This is a genomic window from Hymenobacter sp. UYAg731 (genome assembly GCF_054061335.1).
This window is the reverse complement of the sequence record NZ_JBSSEC010000003.1, coordinates 456074-474185: the sequence shown is the minus strand read 5'-3', so window position 1 is coordinate 474185 and position 18112 is coordinate 456074. Positions and strand designations below refer to the sequence as shown.

Here is an 18112-nt window from a genome sequence, read left to right as displayed (position 1 = left end):
CACCGTAGCAACCCTGGCCCGTGCTAACCGGTACACCCTGCCATGCCTTCTCCCGACGCTACCTACGCCTCGCCCGCCGCCGAAAAAGCCTGGGCCGACCATCAGATTCTAGACTATTTCTACGGCCACCTGCCGCCCGAACCGCGCCGCACACCCATGCGGGAGCTCATTTCCACGGTGCTCTCGCACCGCACCACTCACGCCGACGAGGAACTGGCCTACGACCGTATGCTGGAAGCCTTTGGCGATTGGTCCGGCGTGGAGGCCGCGCCCACCGCCGACCTGGCCCACGCCATCCGGACTACGCGCTGGCCCGATACCCAGGCCCCGCGCATTCAGGAAATCCTGCGCCGCATCCGGGCCGAAACGGGCGGGCCGTTCGACCTTGATTTTCTGGCCGACTGGCCCACGGAAAAAGGCATGGCCTGGCTGACGGAAATGCCCGGCATCGGACTGAAAACGGCTTCGCTGTTGCTGTTATTCAATTACCACAAGCCGGTACTGCCTGTTGATACCCATGTGCATCGGGTGGCGCAGCGGGTAGGTTTTCTGGGGCCGAAAGTATCGGTGGAGAAGGCGCATAGCGTGCTGCTGGCCCTGTTGCCGGCCGATGCCGAAACGCTGTTCAACTTCCACAAGCACAACTACTGGCACGGGCAGCAGATTTGCTTTTTTCTGAAGCCGAACTGCGCCCGCTGCCCGCTGAAAGGCTTTTGCAACTACTACCAGGAGCATTTCGGGGCAGCTACGGCTGAGGCGCTGGCGGCCACGCCCACGGAGTGGGACCCCGCCGCCTGGGGCAAGCTACCGCATTAGTAGCGCGAACTTTTAGTTCGCGTCCCCGCGCCGTTAAAGCCATTCGAATGGCGCGGGGACGCGAGCTAAAAGTTCGCGCTACGGCCCGCGTGTACCTTTGCGCCATGCGCCTCGTCAAGCACCCCGTCCTCTGCAACTACTACGTCACGTACCGCTGCAATGCGAAGTGCGCGTTTTGCGACATTTGGGAGAAGCCTTCGCCCTACATCACGCTCGAAGACGTGGACCGCAACCTGCGCGACCTCAAGCGGCTGGGCGTGTCCGTTATCGACTTCACCGGCGGCGAGCCGCTGCTGCACCGGCAAATGCCCGAGTTTCTGGCCTTGGCGCGGGAGCTGGGCTTCATTACCACCGTCACGACCAATGGCCTGCTTTATCCCAAAAACGCGGAGAAGCTGCGCGGGCTGGTCGATATGCTGCACTTCTCGCTCGACTCGGCCGACCGCGACACGCACGACCTGGGCCGGGGCGTGGCCTGCTATGATTTCGTGCTCGAAAGCATTCGCGTAGCCAAGGAACTGGGCGAACGGCCGGATATCCTCTTCACCGTCTTTCGCAAAAACCTGGCGGATTTGGAAGCCGTGTACCGCGACATCACCCAGCCCAACGGCCTCGTCCTCATCCTCAATCCCGCCTTCGAATACGGCGATGTGGAAACCGGCGAACAGCTCACCCCCGAGGAACTGGACTACCTCTCCGCTTTCGGCAAGCGCAAGGGCGTGTACCTGAACGAAGCCTTCATCGAGCTGCGGCGCGACGGCGGCAACCACGTGGCCGCGCCGGTGTGCCGGGCCGCCAGCACCACGCTGGTCATCTCGCCCAGCAACGAATTGGTGCTGCCCTGCTACCACCTCGGCGAGCAGAAATTCCCCATCGACGGCAAGTTGTACGACCTTTACAACGCGCCCGAAACCCAGCGCCTGGCCGCCCTCGAAGGCCGCCTGCCGGCCTGCGAGGGCTGCACCATCAATTGCTACATGCAGCCCAGCTTCGCGGTGGAAACCAGCAAGTATTTCTGGCAGGCGCTGCCCAGCACCCTCAAGTATAACTGGGAAAAGGGGACCTGGAAGCGCCTGATTGGGGTGTAGAGACGCATATTTGCGTCTCGTCGTCCGCGCCATTTGGGTGTGGTCCGTCCGTCACCGCTCAACGACAAGACGCAAATATGCGTCTCTACCCCGCCCTTAACACTCTGTTCTATGCCCGCCCTCATCCTCCCCGTTCACGGCATCGCGCCCACCATTCCCGCCGACTGTTTCATCGCCGACAACGCCACCATCATCGGCGATGTGGTGTTGGGGAATAACTGCACCGTCTGGTTCACGGCTGTCATTCGTGGTGATGTGCATAGCATCCGCATCGGCGACGAAACCAATATCCAGGACGGGGCCGTGCTGCACTGCACCTATCAGCAGGCCCCGCTGAGCATCGGCAGCCGCGTCAGCATCGGACACCGGGCGCTGGTGCATGGCTGCACCGTGGAGGACGACGTGCTCATCGGCATGGGAGCCATCGTGATGGACCACGCCGTGGTGGGTACCGGCTGCATCATCGCGGCCGGGGCCGTAGTGCTGGAAAATTTCGTGTGCGAGCCGGGCTTTCTCTACGCCGGTGTGCCCGCCAAAAAAATCAAGCCCGTGACGGAAACCCAGCGGGAAGGCTTGAAGCGCACCGCCGCCAATTATCAAACCTACGCCAGTTGGCTTCAGGGTTAAAAGCAAAAAGCCCGTTTGAGTAATCAAACGGGCTTTTTGCTTTTAAATTTATAACGGAATTACACCTCGTCGCTCAGCTCGCCGCGTGGCCCTTCGCGCTCGGCCGGGGTGGTGATGCGAAGCTGCACCAGCTCCACGGCGCGGCGGGAGCGTTGGAGCACGCGGAATTCGTAGGGGTCGAGCACGGCCACGTCGCCCACTTCCGGAATGCTGCCGTAGATGACGTTGAGCAGGCCGCCCACGGTTTCGTAGTCCTCGCCCTCGGGCAGGGGGTAGGGGAGGTACTCGTTGGCATCGGAGATGGGCGTGGCGGGATTCACGCGGTATTCGTCCTCGGCCACTTTCTCCACCACGGGCACCTCGTTGTCGTACTCGTCCTGGATTTCGCCCACCAACTCCTCCATGATGTCCTCCATGGTCACAATGCCCGACACGCCGCCAAACTCGTCGCTCACGATGGCCATGATGATGTGCTTGCGCTGAAACTGGCGCAGCAGGCGGTTGATTTTCTTGGTTTCGGGTACGAAGTAGGGCGGGCGCATGATGCGGGCCAGGTCCACGGCCTCGCCGCGCCGGATGATGGGCAGCAGGTCCTTCACGTTGAGCACACCCACGATATTGTCGATGTTGCCCTCGTAAACTGGCATCCGCGAAAAGCCTTCGCTGAAAATAACGTCGAGCAGCTGCTCAGCGGGCGCGTTCAAATCGAGGGCGGAGAGCTTGGTACGAGGCACCATAATCTGCTTCACCATACGGTCGTTGAACTGGAACACGTTCTCAATGAGCTCGTGCTCAGAGTCCTGAATCTCCCCGCTCTCCTTGCTCTGGTCGAGCAGCAGGCGCAGTTCGTCCGACGTGTGCGCCTCCGTGCCATGCACATTCTGGATGCCCACCGCGCCCAACAGCAGGTTGCTGGCTTTGGAGAGAAACCAAGTGAGAGGCCGGGTGATGAAATAAAAGCCCCGCAACGGCAGCACCAGGGCCAGGCTCACCGCCTCGGGCCGCTGAATGGCCAGCGCCTTGGGGAACAGCTCGCCAAACAAAACGTGCATGAACGTGAGGACAATCAGCCCCATGCCCACGGCCAGGCTGTGCGCCGTGAGGGCCGAAATGGGCAGGCCTAAGCGCGGCAGGAAGCCCAGAAAAATCTCGGTGAACAGCTCTTCGCCCACCGCGCCCAGCAGCAGCGATGCAATGGTGACACCCAATTGCGTGGCCGAAAGATAATCGTAGAGCTTGTGCAGCACGCCCAGGGCCTGGCCGGCCAGCCGGCTGCCCTCCTTGGCTTTAATCTCCAACTGCGAAAGGCGCACGCGAATTAGCGAGAATTCGGCGGCCACGAAAAAGCCGTTCACCAAAACCAGGAAAACGGTCAAAAGTATTTTTAAACCCATGTCGGCGGCCCCGCGACGCGGTCGGTCTGGGAGCCTTTGTAGGTCAAAAGTACGCAGTTTGGCGCAGGTGGTTGGCGTGCTGAACTTTTAACTCACCGGTTTGTCATTCACCGGGGCGTAATTTTGTGCCCTGAAGCGGGTGTAAGAAATAGCAGGTCGCGGCGACTACCCAACCAGTGTAACCGCTGCAACTGCCCCAAAAGCGGCCCTTTGCCGCTTAGGAAGAAGCCAGGCGTGGCAAATAATAACGCGTCATTCAACTACTAATGAAGAATTTTCGGATACTGCCTGTGGTGCTGCTCTGGCTGGGCCTGATGGGCTCAGCTACCGCCCAGATTCTCACGCCCACCCACCTAAGCACCGCCCTAAGCAAGCCCACCGCTAAAGTGGGCGAGGAAGTCGAGCTCATCATCAACGCCCGCATCGACGATAAGTGGCACCTCTATGCCTCGGATTTCAGCGATGAGGTCGGCCCTGTGGTGTTCACCCTCAAGTTCAAGCCCAGCCCGGCCTATGAATTGGTGGGCAAGTTGCAAGCCATCAAATCGCACCACGAGCAGGACGAAGTTTTCAAGGGCGAAGTAGCCTTTTGGGAAAAAACCGGCCAGATGCGCCAGCGCATCAAAATCCTCCAGCCCGGCCCGCTCACCATCGCGGCCGATGCCGACTACCAAAGCTGCACTACCGTCGACGGCAAGTGCGTGCCCGGCAGCGAAACTCTAAAATTCGGCCCGCTGACCGTGACCGGCACAGCCGCTGCACCGGCCAAAGCCACCGGGGCTGTATCGCCCGCTGCTTCGGTTTCTGCTGCCCCGTCCATCGCCGCCGCTCCGGCTGCCGCGACCACGCCCGCCGCTACGGCCGCAACGGTTGCTACTCCCGCCGCAACCGCTGCTGTTCCCGTCGCCGTAACTGGTCCTGATACTGCGCCAGCCCTGGCCGCCGCACCAGCTGCCGCTGCCCCGGCCGAAGCCAACGCTGTCAAAGTAGCGCCTGCCCCCGCCGTGGCCAGCGTTGCCACTGCTGTCGACCCCGTGAACAAAGCCGGCGGCCTGTGGGCTTTCGCGCTGCTGGCCTTCACCTTCGGACTGGCCGCGCTGGTCACGCCCTGCGTGTTTCCAATGGTGCCGATGACGGTTTCGCTCTTCACAAGCGGCAACGACAGCCGCCAGCGCGGCATCCTTAAGGCACTGGTGTATGGGGCCAGCATTATCGGTATTTACGTGCTGATGGGCGTGCTCGTGTCGGTGTTGCTAGGCGAGGATGGCCCCAATCTTATTGCCACGCACTGGATTCCGAACCTGATTTTCTTCGTGGTTTTCGTGGTGTTCGGCCTCTCGTTCCTGGGCTTGTTCGAAATTACTCTGCCCCACCAGATTGTGAATTCGGTGGATGCGCAGGCCGATAAAGGCGGCTGGGCCGGCATCTTCTTCATGGCCCTCACGCTGGTGGTGGTGTCGTTTTCGTGCACCGCGCCCATCGTGGGCAGCATTCTGAGCATGGCCGCGCGCGGCGAGCGGATTACGCCTATCGTGGGCATGCTGGGCTTCTCGCTGGCGTTTGCGCTGCCGTTCACGCTGTTCGCCATCTTCCCGTCGTGGCTGAAAAGCCTGCCCCGCTCCGGCGGCTGGCTGAACACGGTGAAAGTCGTGCTCGGCTTCATCGAGTTGATGCTGGCCCTGAAATTTCTGAGCACCGCCGACCTGGCCTACCACTGGCACCTGCTCAACCGCGACGTATACATTGTGCTCTGGATTGTGCTTTCGGCGCTGCTGGGCTTCTACCTGCTGGGCAAGTTTCGCCTCTCGCACGACTCACCCCTCGACCACCTCAGCGTGGGCCGCCTGCTGATGGCCGTGCTGGCCTTCGCCTTCACCGTGTACCTAGTGCCGGGCCTGTTTGGCGCGCCGTTGCCGCTGCTGGCCGGCTACCTGCCGCCCCAGAGCAAGCACGATTTCTCGGTGGCATCGGCTGAAGGCGGTACCGCGCCCGCCGTGGCCACCAGCGCCAGCGCTGCCCGCGAAATGCCCCGCTTCGGCGACTTCCTGGAACTGCCCCACAACCTCGACGGCTACTTCGACCTGGAGCAGGCCAAGCGCGTGGCCCGGCTCCAGCACAAACCCATTTTTGTCGATTTCACCGGCCACGCCTGCGTGAACTGCCGCAAGATGGAAGCCACCGTGTGGAGCGACCCGCAAGTGCTCACCCAACTCCGCAACGATTACGTGGTGGTGGCCCTGTACGTGGACGATAAAACCGAGTTGCCGCAAAATGAGTGGTACACCTCCACCCACGATAACCAGCTGAAAACCACCCTCGGCAAGCAGAACGCCGACCTCCAGATAACGCAGTACGGCATCAATGCGCAGCCCTACTATGTGATTCTGGATGCCGACGATGCAACCAATAAGCCCTTGGTCACGCCTATTGCCTATGAGCCCGACGTGGCGCAATTCAGCGCCTTCCTGCAAACTGGCTCGAAGCAGTTTCGCAATCAGCGCGGCCCGGTGGCGGCGCGCTGAAAATCAGTTGGATAGTCCTGTGGCGGTAGCAGCAACAAACCCCAAACGATTGAAAACACGAAGAGGCGGCCCCCACCCAGAGGCCGCCTCTCACAAGTGTGAGGAGCGCACCCACCCAGATGCGCGGCCTCGTTTTCCCCTCTTCTCCTCCGTATCCAACCACGGCCATAACAAAAGGAGGTTTCCTTTTGTGAAGAACTTAGCGTGTAACATTACCGAAATATCAGCCCTGTTTCAAGCACTAGTAGGTTCTTACTTAGCACCGTGGCCTTCTGCCTAGGATTATGACAAATGTAAGTTGATTGGTTAGATGATGCAAATAATTCTTTCATTTAACGGGAACTTTGCAATAAATTTAATTTTTAGCGTTTAATTCGACACACTCTCCAACTCCTTTCCGCAAAAAATGGCCAGAAATTACGAACTTGATGACACCGACCGGAACATCCTGAACTTATTGATTCAGGATGCGAAAATGCCGTATACCGAAATCGCCCGCAAAGTCAACGTTTCGGGCGGCACGGTACACGTACGAATGGCCCGGCTGGAGGAGCTGGGCATCGTGCAGGGTGCCACCCTGCGCATTGATTACCAAAAGCTTGGCTACGGTGTGAGCGCCTTCCTGGGGATTTACCTGCTGAAAAGCTCGGTCTACACCAGCGTAGTGCAGCAGCTGCGTGAAATACCGGAGGTGGTGAGTATTCACTTCACTACCGGCGCTTATGGTGTGTTCGCCCGCTTGGTGTGCCGCGATACCCAGCACCTGCGCGACGTGCTTCACGACCGCATTCAGCCGATTGACGGCATAGAGCGCACCGAAACCCTGATTTCATTGGAAGAAGTGGTGAACCGGCCCACGCAGTTGACCTAGCTGTACCGGCAGGATTATAAAACAGCCCCCAACGCTGCTCCCAATAAGGATTGGGGCAGCGCTGGGGGCTGTTTTGTATAATTGGATTTTATTCGGAAGGAGGTGTTGGCTTTTCGGCGTTGGCTGGTGCCCCGGCGGGGGCGGCCGTGGTGGGGTTGCTCAATTGGGCCGTTTGCTGCTGGGCCAGCAGGCCGATGAGGGCTTCGACCAGGCCGCCGCCCGCGCCGGTACCGCCGCCGTTGGCCTGCACTTCGGGCACTATTTTCACCTTGTTGTCGCCGATAATCTGCATCAGCTGCAGGCCGGTGAACTCGCGGGTGCCGAGGCTTTCGACGCCCACGCGGTAGGCTTCGGCCTTGGCATTGCCGATGGCGCGGATGGCTTCGGCCTCGCCCACGCCGCGCAGGCGGGTGGCTTCGGAGTCGGCGATGGCGCGGAGGCGGGTGCTTTCGGCTTCGCCGCCGGCGCGGAGCTTGGCGGCTTCAGCTTCGCCGCGCACTTTTTTCACCTGGGCATTGGCCTGGAGCTCGGCAATGTTCACGCCTTGCTCGCTTTGCACGAGGGAATTTTGAATGTCGGCGATGCTGGTTTCGCGCACCAGGGCCTGGCGCTGGGTTTGGGCGGCCTGCTGCACTTCGTAGGTTTTGCGCTGCTCCTCAGCCAGCTTCCGGTCAGTTTGGGTGGTCATGAGCTGAGCCGGCGGCACGATGTCGCCAATGAGCGTGTCGACGGCCTGCACGTTATAGTCGAGCAGCGCGGCGCGGATGAATGACGACGCCTCGCGCTGGCGCTCGGCCCGGTTGGTGAGGTAGTCGAGCACGGTGAATTCTTGGCTGGAATTGCGGAAATAGTTGCCCACAATGGGCTCCAGCACATGGTCGACCAGGTTTTTCATCGAGCCTACCCGGGAGATGACGCGGGGCGCATCGAGCGCGGCAACGTGGATAATCTGGGCCACGTCGAGGTTGAAGGAGAAGCCATCGCGCGAGCGCACGGTGATGCTGCTCAGGTGGTCGTCGTAGTGGTGAGCTTCGGTCCGCACGGCCCAGTTGAGCACGATGTTGGTGGTCGGAATCAATTCCACCTTCATAATGTGGGTGTTGAGCGGCTGGCGGCCGGGGTAGAGCGGCGTGGCCCAGATGCCTTTATGACCCACTTCGACGAGGTTGCCGTGGGTGAAATCGGCCCCACTCACATCAATGGCCGGCTTGCCCACAAAGGAAATGACCACGCCGACGTGGCCGATGGGAATCTCGGTCATGGGCACCTGCTCGACGCGGGCAAACCACGGATTTAGGTTCCAGGAGCCGGAGAGGAGAATTTGCTCCTGCAAACCACGGCTGCCGCCGGCGGAGAGGAAAGCCTGGGCATCCTGAAAATTGTTGTGGCTGGGAATGACGGGACCAGCAATTTCGCCGGGCGTGATGGGCACGCCGTCGAGCGTGGTGACGATGCCCACCGCGTCGGGGGCCACGCGGTAAATGAACAGCTCCTCGGGGCGCATGCCCATGGTGGCCGCGTTGCGCTGGGTGATAACCGAGAAAAGGGCCGTGTTGATGCGGTAGGTGCCGGCCGTGAGCATGCCGATTTGCCGGCCTTTTTCGCCGCCTTTGGTGAGGAAGGCGCGGGCATCCTGGTAGTTGTCGCAGTCGATTTCGCGGGCCAGAATGTGGCTGGGTGGGATGGGCTCGCCGCCGTTGGCCACCACGAGGCCGATTTCGCCCTGCGGCACAATCACCACGAATTCTTTGGTGACCGAATATTGCCAGGGCCACAGGAAAAAGTGCCAGCCAGGGGCCAGCGTATCGGCCTGGAAGCCGGCCTCGCCCTCCAAGGCCACGAGGCGGCCGGGAGCCAGGTTGCGGCGCGAGAATTTTTTGGCCACCACGCCCACCTGTAACTCGCCGATAACGACGATGCCGAGCAGGGACTTGGCCAGTAAGAGGATGAACACCAGGGCTGCCAGCACGCCCAGAATGCCGTAGAAAAGAGAAACGGTAACCGCTAAAAACATACAAACAAATGAAAGGGTGGAAAGGAAAAATGGTGGCTGGTTAGGGTTGTAGTAGCTGAATCGGCGAACCTGACCGGTCATTACAGCCCGAGACGGAAAAACCAATGAGCTGGTTTGCCAGCGGAAAGGTAGCGGCTGGGCCGCGTAGCGCCGGGCTGCCCGGAACCGCCGTAATTTCGTGCCGTGCCCACGACTCCTGCCCCGCCCGCCACGCTGCTCATCCAAACCGCTTTCATCGGCGACGTTATTCTGATGACGGCGCTGCTGGAATACCTGCACCAGACCGCGCCCGCCACGCCCGTCGACGTGCTGGTGCGGCGCGGCAACGAAGGCCTGCTGGCTGGCCACCCGCATGTGCGCAACGTGTTGATTTGGAACAAGAAGCATCGCAAATACGCCGCCCTCTGGGACTTGCTGGGCCAGATTCGGGCCGCGCAATACGGCCGCGTGGTCACGTTGCAGCGCTTTGCCAGCACGGGCTTCCTCACGGCGTTTTCCAAAGCCCAGGAGCGCATCGGCTTTGCCAAAAACCCATTGAGCCGGTTCTTTACGCGTCGTGTGCCCCACCACATCGGCGACGGTACCCACGAGGTGACGCGCAACCTGCGCTTGCTCACCGATGTCGTGCCCACGCCGTTGGTGCCGCCCCGGCTCTATCCTTCAACCGCTGATGAAGCGGCGGTAGCGCTATACACCACGGCCGGCCCGTACATCTGCCTGGCCCCGACTTCGGTCTGGTTTACGAAGCAATACCCGGAAGCTAAGTGGCTGGAATTGCTGGCCGCCCTGCCCCAAAATGTGCGGGTGTACCTGCTGGGTGGCCCGCCCGACGTGGCCGCCTGCGAGCGCCTAGCGGTAGCCAGCGGCCGCGCCAACGTGACCAATATTGCCGGCGAAATTGGCCTGCTGGCTTCGGCCGCGCTCATGCGCGGAGCACTGATGAACTACGTGAACGATTCGGCCCCGATGCACCTCTGCTCGGCCGTGGGCGCACCGGTGACGGCGGTTTTTTGCAGCACCGTGCCTGCGTTTGGGTTTGGGCCGCTAAGCCCCGTTTCGGTTGTGGTGGAGACCACGGAGGCGCTGGCCTGCCGGCCGTGCGGACTGCACGGGCACGCGGCCTGCCCGCTGGGGCACTTTCGCTGCGCCTACGGCATTGAGGTGGGGCAACTACTGGCCACGTTGCCGGTTGATGTAGCGCGGACTTTGTAGTCCGCGTCCCGCGCCATTCGTCCCGCGCCATTTATAATAACATTGTTCTGGGACGCGGACTACAAAGTCCGCGCTACGGTACCTTTGCCCTACTTATGCTTGATTATCACATCCACGAATATCCCAACGGTATCCGCCTCTTACACAAGCAGGTACTGCACACTAAAATAGCGCATTGCGGGTTTTTGCTCGATATTGGCTCGCGCGATGAGGCCCCGCACCAGCAGGGCCTGGCCCACTTCTGGGAGCACATGGCCTTCAAGGGCACCGAAAAGCGCAAGTCGTTCCATATCCTCAACCGCCTCGAAACCGTGGGCGGCGAGCTGAACGCCTACACCACCAAGGAGAAAATCTGCTTCTACGCCGCATTACTAAGCACGCACTTTGAGCGGGCGTTTGAGCTGCTGACCGATTTAACGTTCAACTCCGTGTTTCCCGGCCGCGAGGTGGAGAAGGAGCGGGGCGTGATTCTGGAGGAAATGAGCATGTACCAAGACGCTCCGGAAGATGCCATCATCGATGATTTTGACACCGTCGTGTTCGGCGACCACCCGCTGGGCGTGAACATATTGGGCACCCGCGAGAGCGTGAGCCGCTTCCAGACGGCTGATTTCCATGCCTTTTTGCAGGAGCAGCTGCGGACCGACCGGCTGGTGTTCAGTTCGGTGAGCAACCTGTCATTTGAGGTGGTGAAGAAGCTGGCCGATAAATTCCTGGCCCCGCTGCCGGCCCGGTTAGGCCCGCGCACCCGCCGCCCGGTGGGCGGCTACGAGCGCAAGTCGCAGACCGAAACCCGGCCCATCTCGCAGGCACACTGCCTGTTGGGCGGCCCGGCCTACTCGCTGAACGATGCCCGCCGCATCCCGTTTTTCATGCTGAACAACATCCTCGGCGGCCCGGGCATGAACTCGCGCCTCAACCTGGCCGTGCGCGAGAAATACGGCCTCGTGTATACCATCGACAGCACGTATTCGCCCTACACCGATACTGGCCTTTTCGGCATCTACTTCGGCACCGAGGGCAAGCAGTTGAATCGCACGCTGGGCCTGGTGCAGAAGGAGCTGAAGCTGCTGCGCGAAAAGTCCTTGACCACCAACCAGCTCCACATTGCCAAGCACCAGCTAATGGGCCAGCTCGCCATGAGCGAGGAAAGCAACGGCGGCCTCATGCAGCTCCTCGGCAAAAGCACGCTGGACTTGGGTCGCGTGGAGCCGCTGAGCGAGATTTTTGGCAAAATCGAGCAGGTTTCGGCCGCTGAATTGCAGGAAATGGCCAACGAAGTGCTGACTGAGGAGCACTTGAGCGTGCTGCAATACGTGCCGGAAGGGAAGTAATGCGGCAGCCGGTTTTTGGCCACGTAGGCAGCTACCGGCCGGGCGACACCTTTCGCAACCGCATCGAGCTGGCTTTTAGTGGCGTACACCGGCCGCGCCGGGCGGGCGTGTGCGGCACGCAGGCGCTGGGAGCCGAAAGCATTGTACTGGCCGGCCAGTACGAGGACGACGAATTTGGCGAGCCCGAAATCCGCTACTCCGGCAACGGCGGCCGCGACCCCAAAACCGGCCGGCAGGTGACGGACCAGCTTGCATCCGGCACCAACCTGGCCTTGCTGAAAAGTGAGGAAACCGACCAGCCTGTGCGCGTACTACGCAAAGTGCCGGCCGAGGACGGCGGGCCCGATGTGTATCGGTACGAAGGATTGTACCGGGTAGTGGGTTCCAGCTATGGGCCGGGCAAGTCGGGCTTTCAGGTTTTCATATTCCGGCTGCGGTATTATGCCTGAGTTTTTTTTCACCGCAGAGGCCGCAGATGCTTGCGCAGAAGAGCCGCAGAGGGCTTTCTTCTGCGGCCCTTCTGCGCAAGCCTCTGCGGTAAAGCCAAACCACCAGTAATGACTGACCCCATTCAACGCTACGCCGAGTTGCACACCGCGCACGAGCCGCCGCTCCTCGCCCAACTCACCCGCGAAACCCACCTGCAGCTCCTGATGCCGCGCATGAGCAGCGGCCCGGTGCAGGGCCGTTTCCTGAGCATGCTCAGCCATCTGGCCCGCCCGCGCCGCATCCTCGAAATCGGCACGTTTTGCGGGTACGCCACGCTGTGCCTGGCCGAGGGGTTGGTCGATAACGGCCTGCTGCACACCATCGAAATCGACCCGGAGAAGGAGGCGCGCATCCGACGCTACGTGGCGGCGGCCGGCCGCACGGAGCAGGTGCGGCTACACATCGGCGCGGCGCTCGATGTTTTGGCCGGCCTGGTCGATGAAGTGTGGGATTTGGTCTTTATTGATGCCGACAAGCGGAATAACGACGCTTATTTTGAAGCGGTGATTGACCAGGTGCGGCCCGGTGGGCTGCTCATCGTCGATAATGTGCTGTGGGGCGGCAAGGTGCTGCCCGCGCACACATTGAAAGCCGGCGACAAGGACACGCCGCTGGTGCGGGCTTTCAACGACAAGATGGCCCGGGACGCGCGGGTAGAGCCGGTTTTTCTGCCCCTGCGCGATGGCCTGCTGCTGTTGCGCAAGAAGTAGCAGCCGCTTGCAGTAACTGGCCAGCTCAACCTTCGGCCCCGGAATACCGTCAGACACCTCTATCTCGTTTTAACCAAGTCTATGCGGCATTTTACGGTCTTGTTTTTCCTGCTGATTGGCTGGCAGGCAGCCCGGGCGCAGGCCCCCACCACGGTGAGCGGCCGCGTGACGGACGGCAAGGACCAGTCGGCCCTCATCGGGGCCAACGTGCTGTTGATTCACCTGCCCGACTCGGCCAAAAGCGGCGCGGCGGCCGATGCCGAGGGCCGGTTTCAGTTCGATAACGTGGCCGCCGGGCGCTACGTGGTTGATGCCTCTTTTGTGGGCTACCAGAAAATCCGGCAGACGGTGACGGTGGCCGGCGCGCCCGTGCAGTTGGGCACCCTGGCCCTGCAAACGGGTGGCATCCAACTGAAAGGCGTGGTGGTGACGGGCGCGGCCGCGCAATCGGTGCAGAAGGGCGATACCACCCAATTCAACGCCCGCGCCTTCAAAACCAACCCCGACGCCACTACCGGCGACCTCATTGACAAGCTGCCCGGCGTGAGCCGCGGGGCCGACGGCAAGGTGCAGGCCCAGGGCGAAAACGTGCAGCAGGTGCTGGTCGATGGCAAGCCCTTTTTCGGCAATGACCCCGACGCGGTGCTCAAAAACCTGCCCGCCGAAATGGTGGACAAGATTGAGGTGTTCGACCAGCGCAGCGAGCAGAGCCGCTTTTCGGGCTTCGATGACGGGAATACGACCAAGACCATCAACATCGTGACCAAGGTGGAATTTCGCAACGGCACCTTCGGGCGGGTGGTGGCCGGCGCGGGGCCGGACCGCTATAAGGCCAGTGGCAACGTGAACAAGTTTAAGGGCAACGAGCGGATGTCGGTGCTGGCCCAGAGCAACAACGTGAACGAGCAGAACTTCGGCACCGAAGACCTGCTGGGGGTGGTGGGCAACTCGAACCAGGGCGGCGGCGGGCGCGGCGGCCAGCGCGGCGGCGGGGGCCAGGGCGGCGGCGGCAACGGCGGCAATGCCGGCGACTTCTTGGTGAACCAGAGCGGCGGCATCACCAAAACCAATGCCGTGGGCCTGAACTACTCGAATTCCTGGAACAAGAAAACCGACCTCGCGGCCAGCTATTTCTTCAACCGGGCCGATAACACAATCAATAGCAACACCAACCGGCAGTACGTGCTGCCGGCCGGTACCAGCTACACCCAGAACGCCTTTACCAACAGCCTCAACACCAACCAGCGCTTCAACCTGCGCCTAGAGCACAAGATTGACTCGGCCAACTCCATCCTGTTTCGCCCCCGTTTCAGCTATCAACTGAACGATGCCAACAGCACCGTGGACGGCCTTACGCGCCGCGCCGACACCACGCAGAGCAAAATCAACAGTCTCTACGGCTCCAACAACAAGGGGTTAAATACGGGCGGCGACCTGCTGCTGCGCCACCGCTTCGCCAAGGCCGGCCGCACGGCCAGCCTCACCATTGGCGGCACCTACACCCAGCGCAACAGCAACACTACGCTGCAAACCACCGATACTGGCTCGCGCCTCAACAACCTCAACCAGGCCAGCGACCTTACCCAGCACGGCGGCAGCATCAACGCCAACCTCGCTCTCACGGAGGCCCTTACCAAACAGGACGTGCTGCAGGGCAACTACGCCATCAACTACGCGCCCAACAACTCCAGCAAATACACTTACGACATCCTCACCGGCGACACCCGCCAGCAGAATGATGGCCTGAGCAACGTGTTCCAGAACTATTATCTGACGCAGTCGGGCGGGCTTACCTACCGGCACATCACACCCAAGTACCAGGCTAGTTTCGGGCTGGCCGGGCAGTACTCGGAGCTGTACAGCGACGCGCAGTTCCCGCGTCCCAGCATCGGGCGCTACTACTTCGTGAACGTGCTGCCCAACGCCATGTTCAACTACCGCTTCACGAAGCAGAAAAACCTGCGCCTGTTCTATCGCACCAACACCAACGCGCCCAGCGTGAACCAGTTGCAGGCCGTGGTGAACAACTCCAACCCCCTGCAGCTCACCATTGGCAACCCCACACTGCGGCAGGAATTTCAGCATTCGCTCAACATCCGCTACTCGGCCTCCAACCCTGAAGTGTCGAGCAATTTCTTCGCGCTGCTGTCGGGGGCTTACACCCAGAACCCGATTTCGAACCGCACCATCGTGGCCGCCCGCGACACCATCGTGACGCCCGAGGGCTCCCCCGCCGTGCGCCTGCCCGCCGGCGGCCAGCTCATCCAGCCCACCAACCTTAGCCAGCAGTACACGGTGCGCTCGCTGGTGAGCTACGGCCAACCCATCAAGGCCATCAAAACCAACGTGAACCTGAGCGCCAACGCCGGCTTCACCCAAACCCCGGGCCTGGTAAACGGCGGCCTGAACTACGCCCGCGTGCCCACTTTCGGGGCCGGCCTCACGCTGAGCTCCAACATCAGCGCCAACCTCGATTTCACGGCCTCCACCACCTCAAATCAGAATTACGTCATCAACACGCTGCAAACGCGGCTCAACACCAACTACTTCTCGCAGGTGTCGCGCTTCCGCCTGAACTGGATTGTGGGCCCCGGCATCAACATTGCCACCGACTTACTGCACCAGGCCTACTCGGGCCTTTCGGCCGGCTACAACCAGCAGTACCTGCTCTGGAATGCGAGTATTGGCAAGAAGCTCTTTCCCGGCCAGCGCGGCGAAATCCGGGTGTACGCTTTCGACCTGCTGGGCCAGAACCGCTCCATTCAGCGCAACGTGACCGACGCCTATTACGAAGACGTGCAAACCAATATTCTGCAGCGCTATTTCATGCTGATGTTTACCTATAACATCCGCAGCGGCAACGTGATAGCACCCACACAAGGCGAAGGTGGCGGGCGCGGCGAAGGCCGGGGCTTCGGCCGTCCGGATGGCGGCGGCGGCCGGCCCGGTGGGGGCGGTGGCCCGCCGCCCGGCGGTGGGGGCGGCCCGCAGTAGGCGAGTTGGTTTTGAATGTCGAAAAAGACAAAGGGAACATCATGCTGAGCGCAGCCGAAGCATCTCTACCGCAATAGTAAATGATTACTGCTGCGGTAGAGATGCTTCGGCTGCGCTCAGCATGACGGCCTTTTTTTATTTGTTCAAAAGCAGCTAACCGCCGCTCGCTACCACGGGCTAATGCCCGTCTCCGGCGCATTGTCATCGCTGAAAAACTGGCTGGTAGGGCCATCTGGACCCAGCACGGCGGCTTTCACGACGCGGGCGGCGGCATCGGCCACGCTGCCGGGGCCGCTGTGGTGGTTGAAATCGGTGGCGGTGTAGCCGGGGTCCACGGCATTCACTTTGAAGGGTGAGTCGCGCAGCTCGTAGGCCAGCATGATGGTGTAGGCATTCAGGGCGGCTTTAGAGGGCTGGTAGGCCGCGCCCTTTACGGCGTAGTATTTCCACGACGGGTCGTTGTGCAGCGTCAGCGAGCCCAGGCCCGAGGTCACGTTCACGATGCGGGGCGCGGGCGACTGCCGCAGTAGGTCGAGAAAGGCCTGCGTCACGGCAATCACCCCGAACACATTGGTCTCGAATACCTCTTTAATCATGCTGATGTCACTGCTGACCGCCGGCTGCGACATGGCCCCGAGAATGCCGGCGTTGTTGATGAGCACGTCCAGAACGGACGTTTTCCGACCCAACGTTTCGCGGGCGGCTTTGATGGAAGCGCCGTCGGTTACATCGATTTGCAGGGGCTCTACCTGAGTGAAGCCTTCGGCCTTTAACTGGTTGGCGGCCTGCTGGCCTTTGTCAAGGTCGCGGCTGCCGAGGTACACGTAGTAGCCCTGCTGCAGGAGCTGCCGGGCGGTTTCGAAGCCAATGCTTTTGTTGGCCCCAGTAATGAGTGCGGTTTTCATGGTCAATGATTTTCAGTTGATTAACAGCACAAAATTACCGGGCCCAATTGGCGGGGCTGGCACCCATTCCGCGGTATTACTGGTACATTTTGCGGATGGTGACGCGGTACTCGGCCGGGGTGACGCCGGTTTCGCGCTTGAAGAAGCGGTTGAAGTAGGAAGCGTCCGAAAACCCGAGGTCAAAGGCAATTTCCTTGAGCGAATGCTGGGTGTAAAAAAGCAGCCGCCGGGCCTCAAGCACCAGCCGCTCGTGGACGTGCTTGATGGCTGGCTTCCCACTCTGGGCCTTCACCACCTCGCTCAAATGGCCCGCCGAAATATGGAGCAGGGAGGCATACGCGCCCACCTCATGCAGCTCCCGGTAGCTTTCCTCAATTCGGGCCTGGAAAGTCCTCAGCAGTTGCTGGTCGGCCGAGAGTTCTTCGCCCGTAAACTGCTCCGTGTACAAGCGACTTAAGTGCGTGAGCAGCACCGTGAGGTAGGCGCTCAGCATGCGGTGCTGCCATTCGCCGGGGCGGCCGTACTCGGCCTCCAGTTTGGCCAGCATCTCTTCCACAAAAGCCCCGTCGGCTTCGGTGAGCAGTAGTTCGTGCCCATTGTAAGGATTCTGAATGAGCGGCAACTCGCGCAACGCCGCGTTGTGCTGCAAGGCCAGAAACTCTTTCGTAAACGTGAAGTGAGTGCCCCAGAAGGGTGTGGGAGCCTCTTTTACCAGCACCTGGTTCGGGGTGGAGAAGTACAGTGTATTGTCTTTGCGGTCGTAGGATTTCATATCCACCCAATGACGGCCGCGGTTATGCTTTACAAACACCAGCAGATAATACGCCTTGCGATGCGGAATAAGCAGGTTTTCCTCGTAAGTCAGCTCGCCCTCCGAGCGCAGCAGGGTGAATAGTTTGCTCCCGGTCACCTCGTCCCGCTCGAACGGGTATGTCGGGACCGGCTGCTGGCTGCTGAGCGTGTACATGGGCTGAAACTGTTTTTTGCAGCTACAACTACGGTGCTGAGGCAGAGTTTGCCGCCCAATAGCTTGCAAAGCGCCGCTGGAGCGACCCGATAGTGGGGGACGGGCTGGATTTCCCCCGAAAATCAGGTTCTTTGTAGCTTCCGGGTCGAACGCTGCTGCGGTAGCTGCT

At 61.0% G+C, this 18112-nt stretch carries 14 protein-coding genes; 10 read left to right on the top strand and 4 right to left on the bottom strand.

The annotated features are described in order from the left end of the window. Positions 1–42 precede the first annotated feature (42 nt). The 3 genes from ACVWYF_RS10130 to ACVWYF_RS10120 all read left to right on the top strand — a co-directional run bounded on the left by ACVWYF_RS10130 (position 43) and on the right by ACVWYF_RS10120 (position 2531). The gene (locus tag ACVWYF_RS10130; RefSeq protein ID WP_457067407.1) at positions 43–816 is read left to right on the top strand and encodes an endonuclease III domain-containing protein; all 774 of its coding nucleotides are present in this window, start codon (positions 43–45) and stop codon (positions 814–816) included. A gap of 104 nt (positions 817–920) precedes the next feature. Further along, the gene (locus ACVWYF_RS10125) at positions 921–1904 is read left to right on the top strand and encodes a radical SAM protein (protein WP_457067404.1); all 984 of its coding nucleotides are present in this window, start codon (positions 921–923) and stop codon (positions 1902–1904) included. A gap of 111 nt (positions 1905–2015) precedes the next feature. Then, positions 2016–2531, top strand: a complete 516-nt coding sequence (locus ACVWYF_RS10120; RefSeq protein WP_457067402.1) for a gamma carbonic anhydrase family protein — start codon at positions 2016–2018, stop codon at positions 2529–2531. A gap of 59 nt (positions 2532–2590) precedes the next feature. Here ACVWYF_RS10120 and ACVWYF_RS10115 read toward each other — a convergent pair whose 3' ends face one another. Then, on the bottom strand, positions 2591–3907 hold the full coding sequence (locus tag ACVWYF_RS10115) for a hemolysin family protein (protein ID WP_457067399.1): 1317 nt from the start codon (positions 3905–3907) through the stop codon (positions 2591–2593). 284 nt (positions 3908–4191) lie between these two features. On the opposite strand from ACVWYF_RS10115, the gene ACVWYF_RS10110 reads away from it, so the two are divergent. Further along, entirely contained in the window at positions 4192–6447 is a 2256-nt protein-coding gene (locus ACVWYF_RS10110; protein WP_457067397.1) for a cytochrome c biogenesis protein CcdA, read from the top strand. Between the two features lie 406 nt (positions 6448–6853). Further along, positions 6854–7318, top strand: a complete 465-nt coding sequence (locus ACVWYF_RS10105; protein WP_168671949.1) for an Lrp/AsnC ligand binding domain-containing protein — start codon at positions 6854–6856, stop codon at positions 7316–7318. A gap of 88 nt (positions 7319–7406) precedes the next feature. Here ACVWYF_RS10105 and ACVWYF_RS10100 read toward each other — a convergent pair whose 3' ends face one another. Beyond that, positions 7407–9332, bottom strand: coding sequence for an SPFH domain-containing protein (locus ACVWYF_RS10100; protein WP_457067394.1), 1926 nt, complete (start codon positions 9330–9332; stop codon positions 7407–7409). 183 nt (positions 9333–9515) lie between these two features. On the opposite strand from ACVWYF_RS10100, the gene ACVWYF_RS10095 reads away from it, so the two are divergent. The 5 genes from ACVWYF_RS10095 (at position 9516) to ACVWYF_RS10075 (ending at position 16071) form a co-directional block, all read left to right on the top strand. Beyond that, positions 9516–10544, top strand: coding sequence for a glycosyltransferase family 9 protein (locus ACVWYF_RS10095; protein ID WP_457067391.1), 1029 nt, complete (start codon positions 9516–9518; stop codon positions 10542–10544). 95 nt (positions 10545–10639) lie between these two features. After that, positions 10640–11878 carry a M16 family metallopeptidase gene (locus tag ACVWYF_RS10090; protein ID WP_457067388.1) on the top strand — a complete coding sequence of 413 codons (1239 nt, stop codon included), beginning with the start codon at positions 10640–10642 and terminating at the stop codon, positions 11876–11878. After that, positions 11878–12327, top strand: a complete 450-nt coding sequence (locus ACVWYF_RS10085; protein ID WP_457067386.1) for a YDG/SRA domain-containing protein — start codon at positions 11878–11880, stop codon at positions 12325–12327. Before ACVWYF_RS10090 ends, ACVWYF_RS10085 begins: the two co-directional genes overlap by 1 nt. A gap of 108 nt (positions 12328–12435) precedes the next feature. Further along, on the top strand, positions 12436–13077 hold the full coding sequence (locus tag ACVWYF_RS10080; protein ID WP_457067384.1) for an O-methyltransferase: 642 nt from the start codon (positions 12436–12438) through the stop codon (positions 13075–13077). An 81-nt stretch (positions 13078–13158) separates the two neighbouring features. Then, positions 13159–16071, top strand: a complete 2913-nt coding sequence (locus ACVWYF_RS10075) for an outer membrane beta-barrel protein (protein ID WP_457067382.1) — start codon at positions 13159–13161, stop codon at positions 16069–16071. 167 nt (positions 16072–16238) lie between these two features. Here the strand turns inward: ACVWYF_RS10075 and ACVWYF_RS10070 are convergent, their stop codons facing one another. Further along, a complete protein-coding gene (locus tag ACVWYF_RS10070) occupies positions 16239–16976 on the bottom strand; it encodes an SDR family oxidoreductase (protein ID WP_457067380.1) in 738 nt (245 codons plus the stop codon). A gap of 76 nt (positions 16977–17052) precedes the next feature. Then, positions 17053–17943, bottom strand: a complete 891-nt coding sequence (locus tag ACVWYF_RS10065; protein WP_457067378.1) for a helix-turn-helix domain-containing protein — start codon at positions 17941–17943, stop codon at positions 17053–17055. Positions 17944–18112 lie beyond the last annotated feature (169 nt).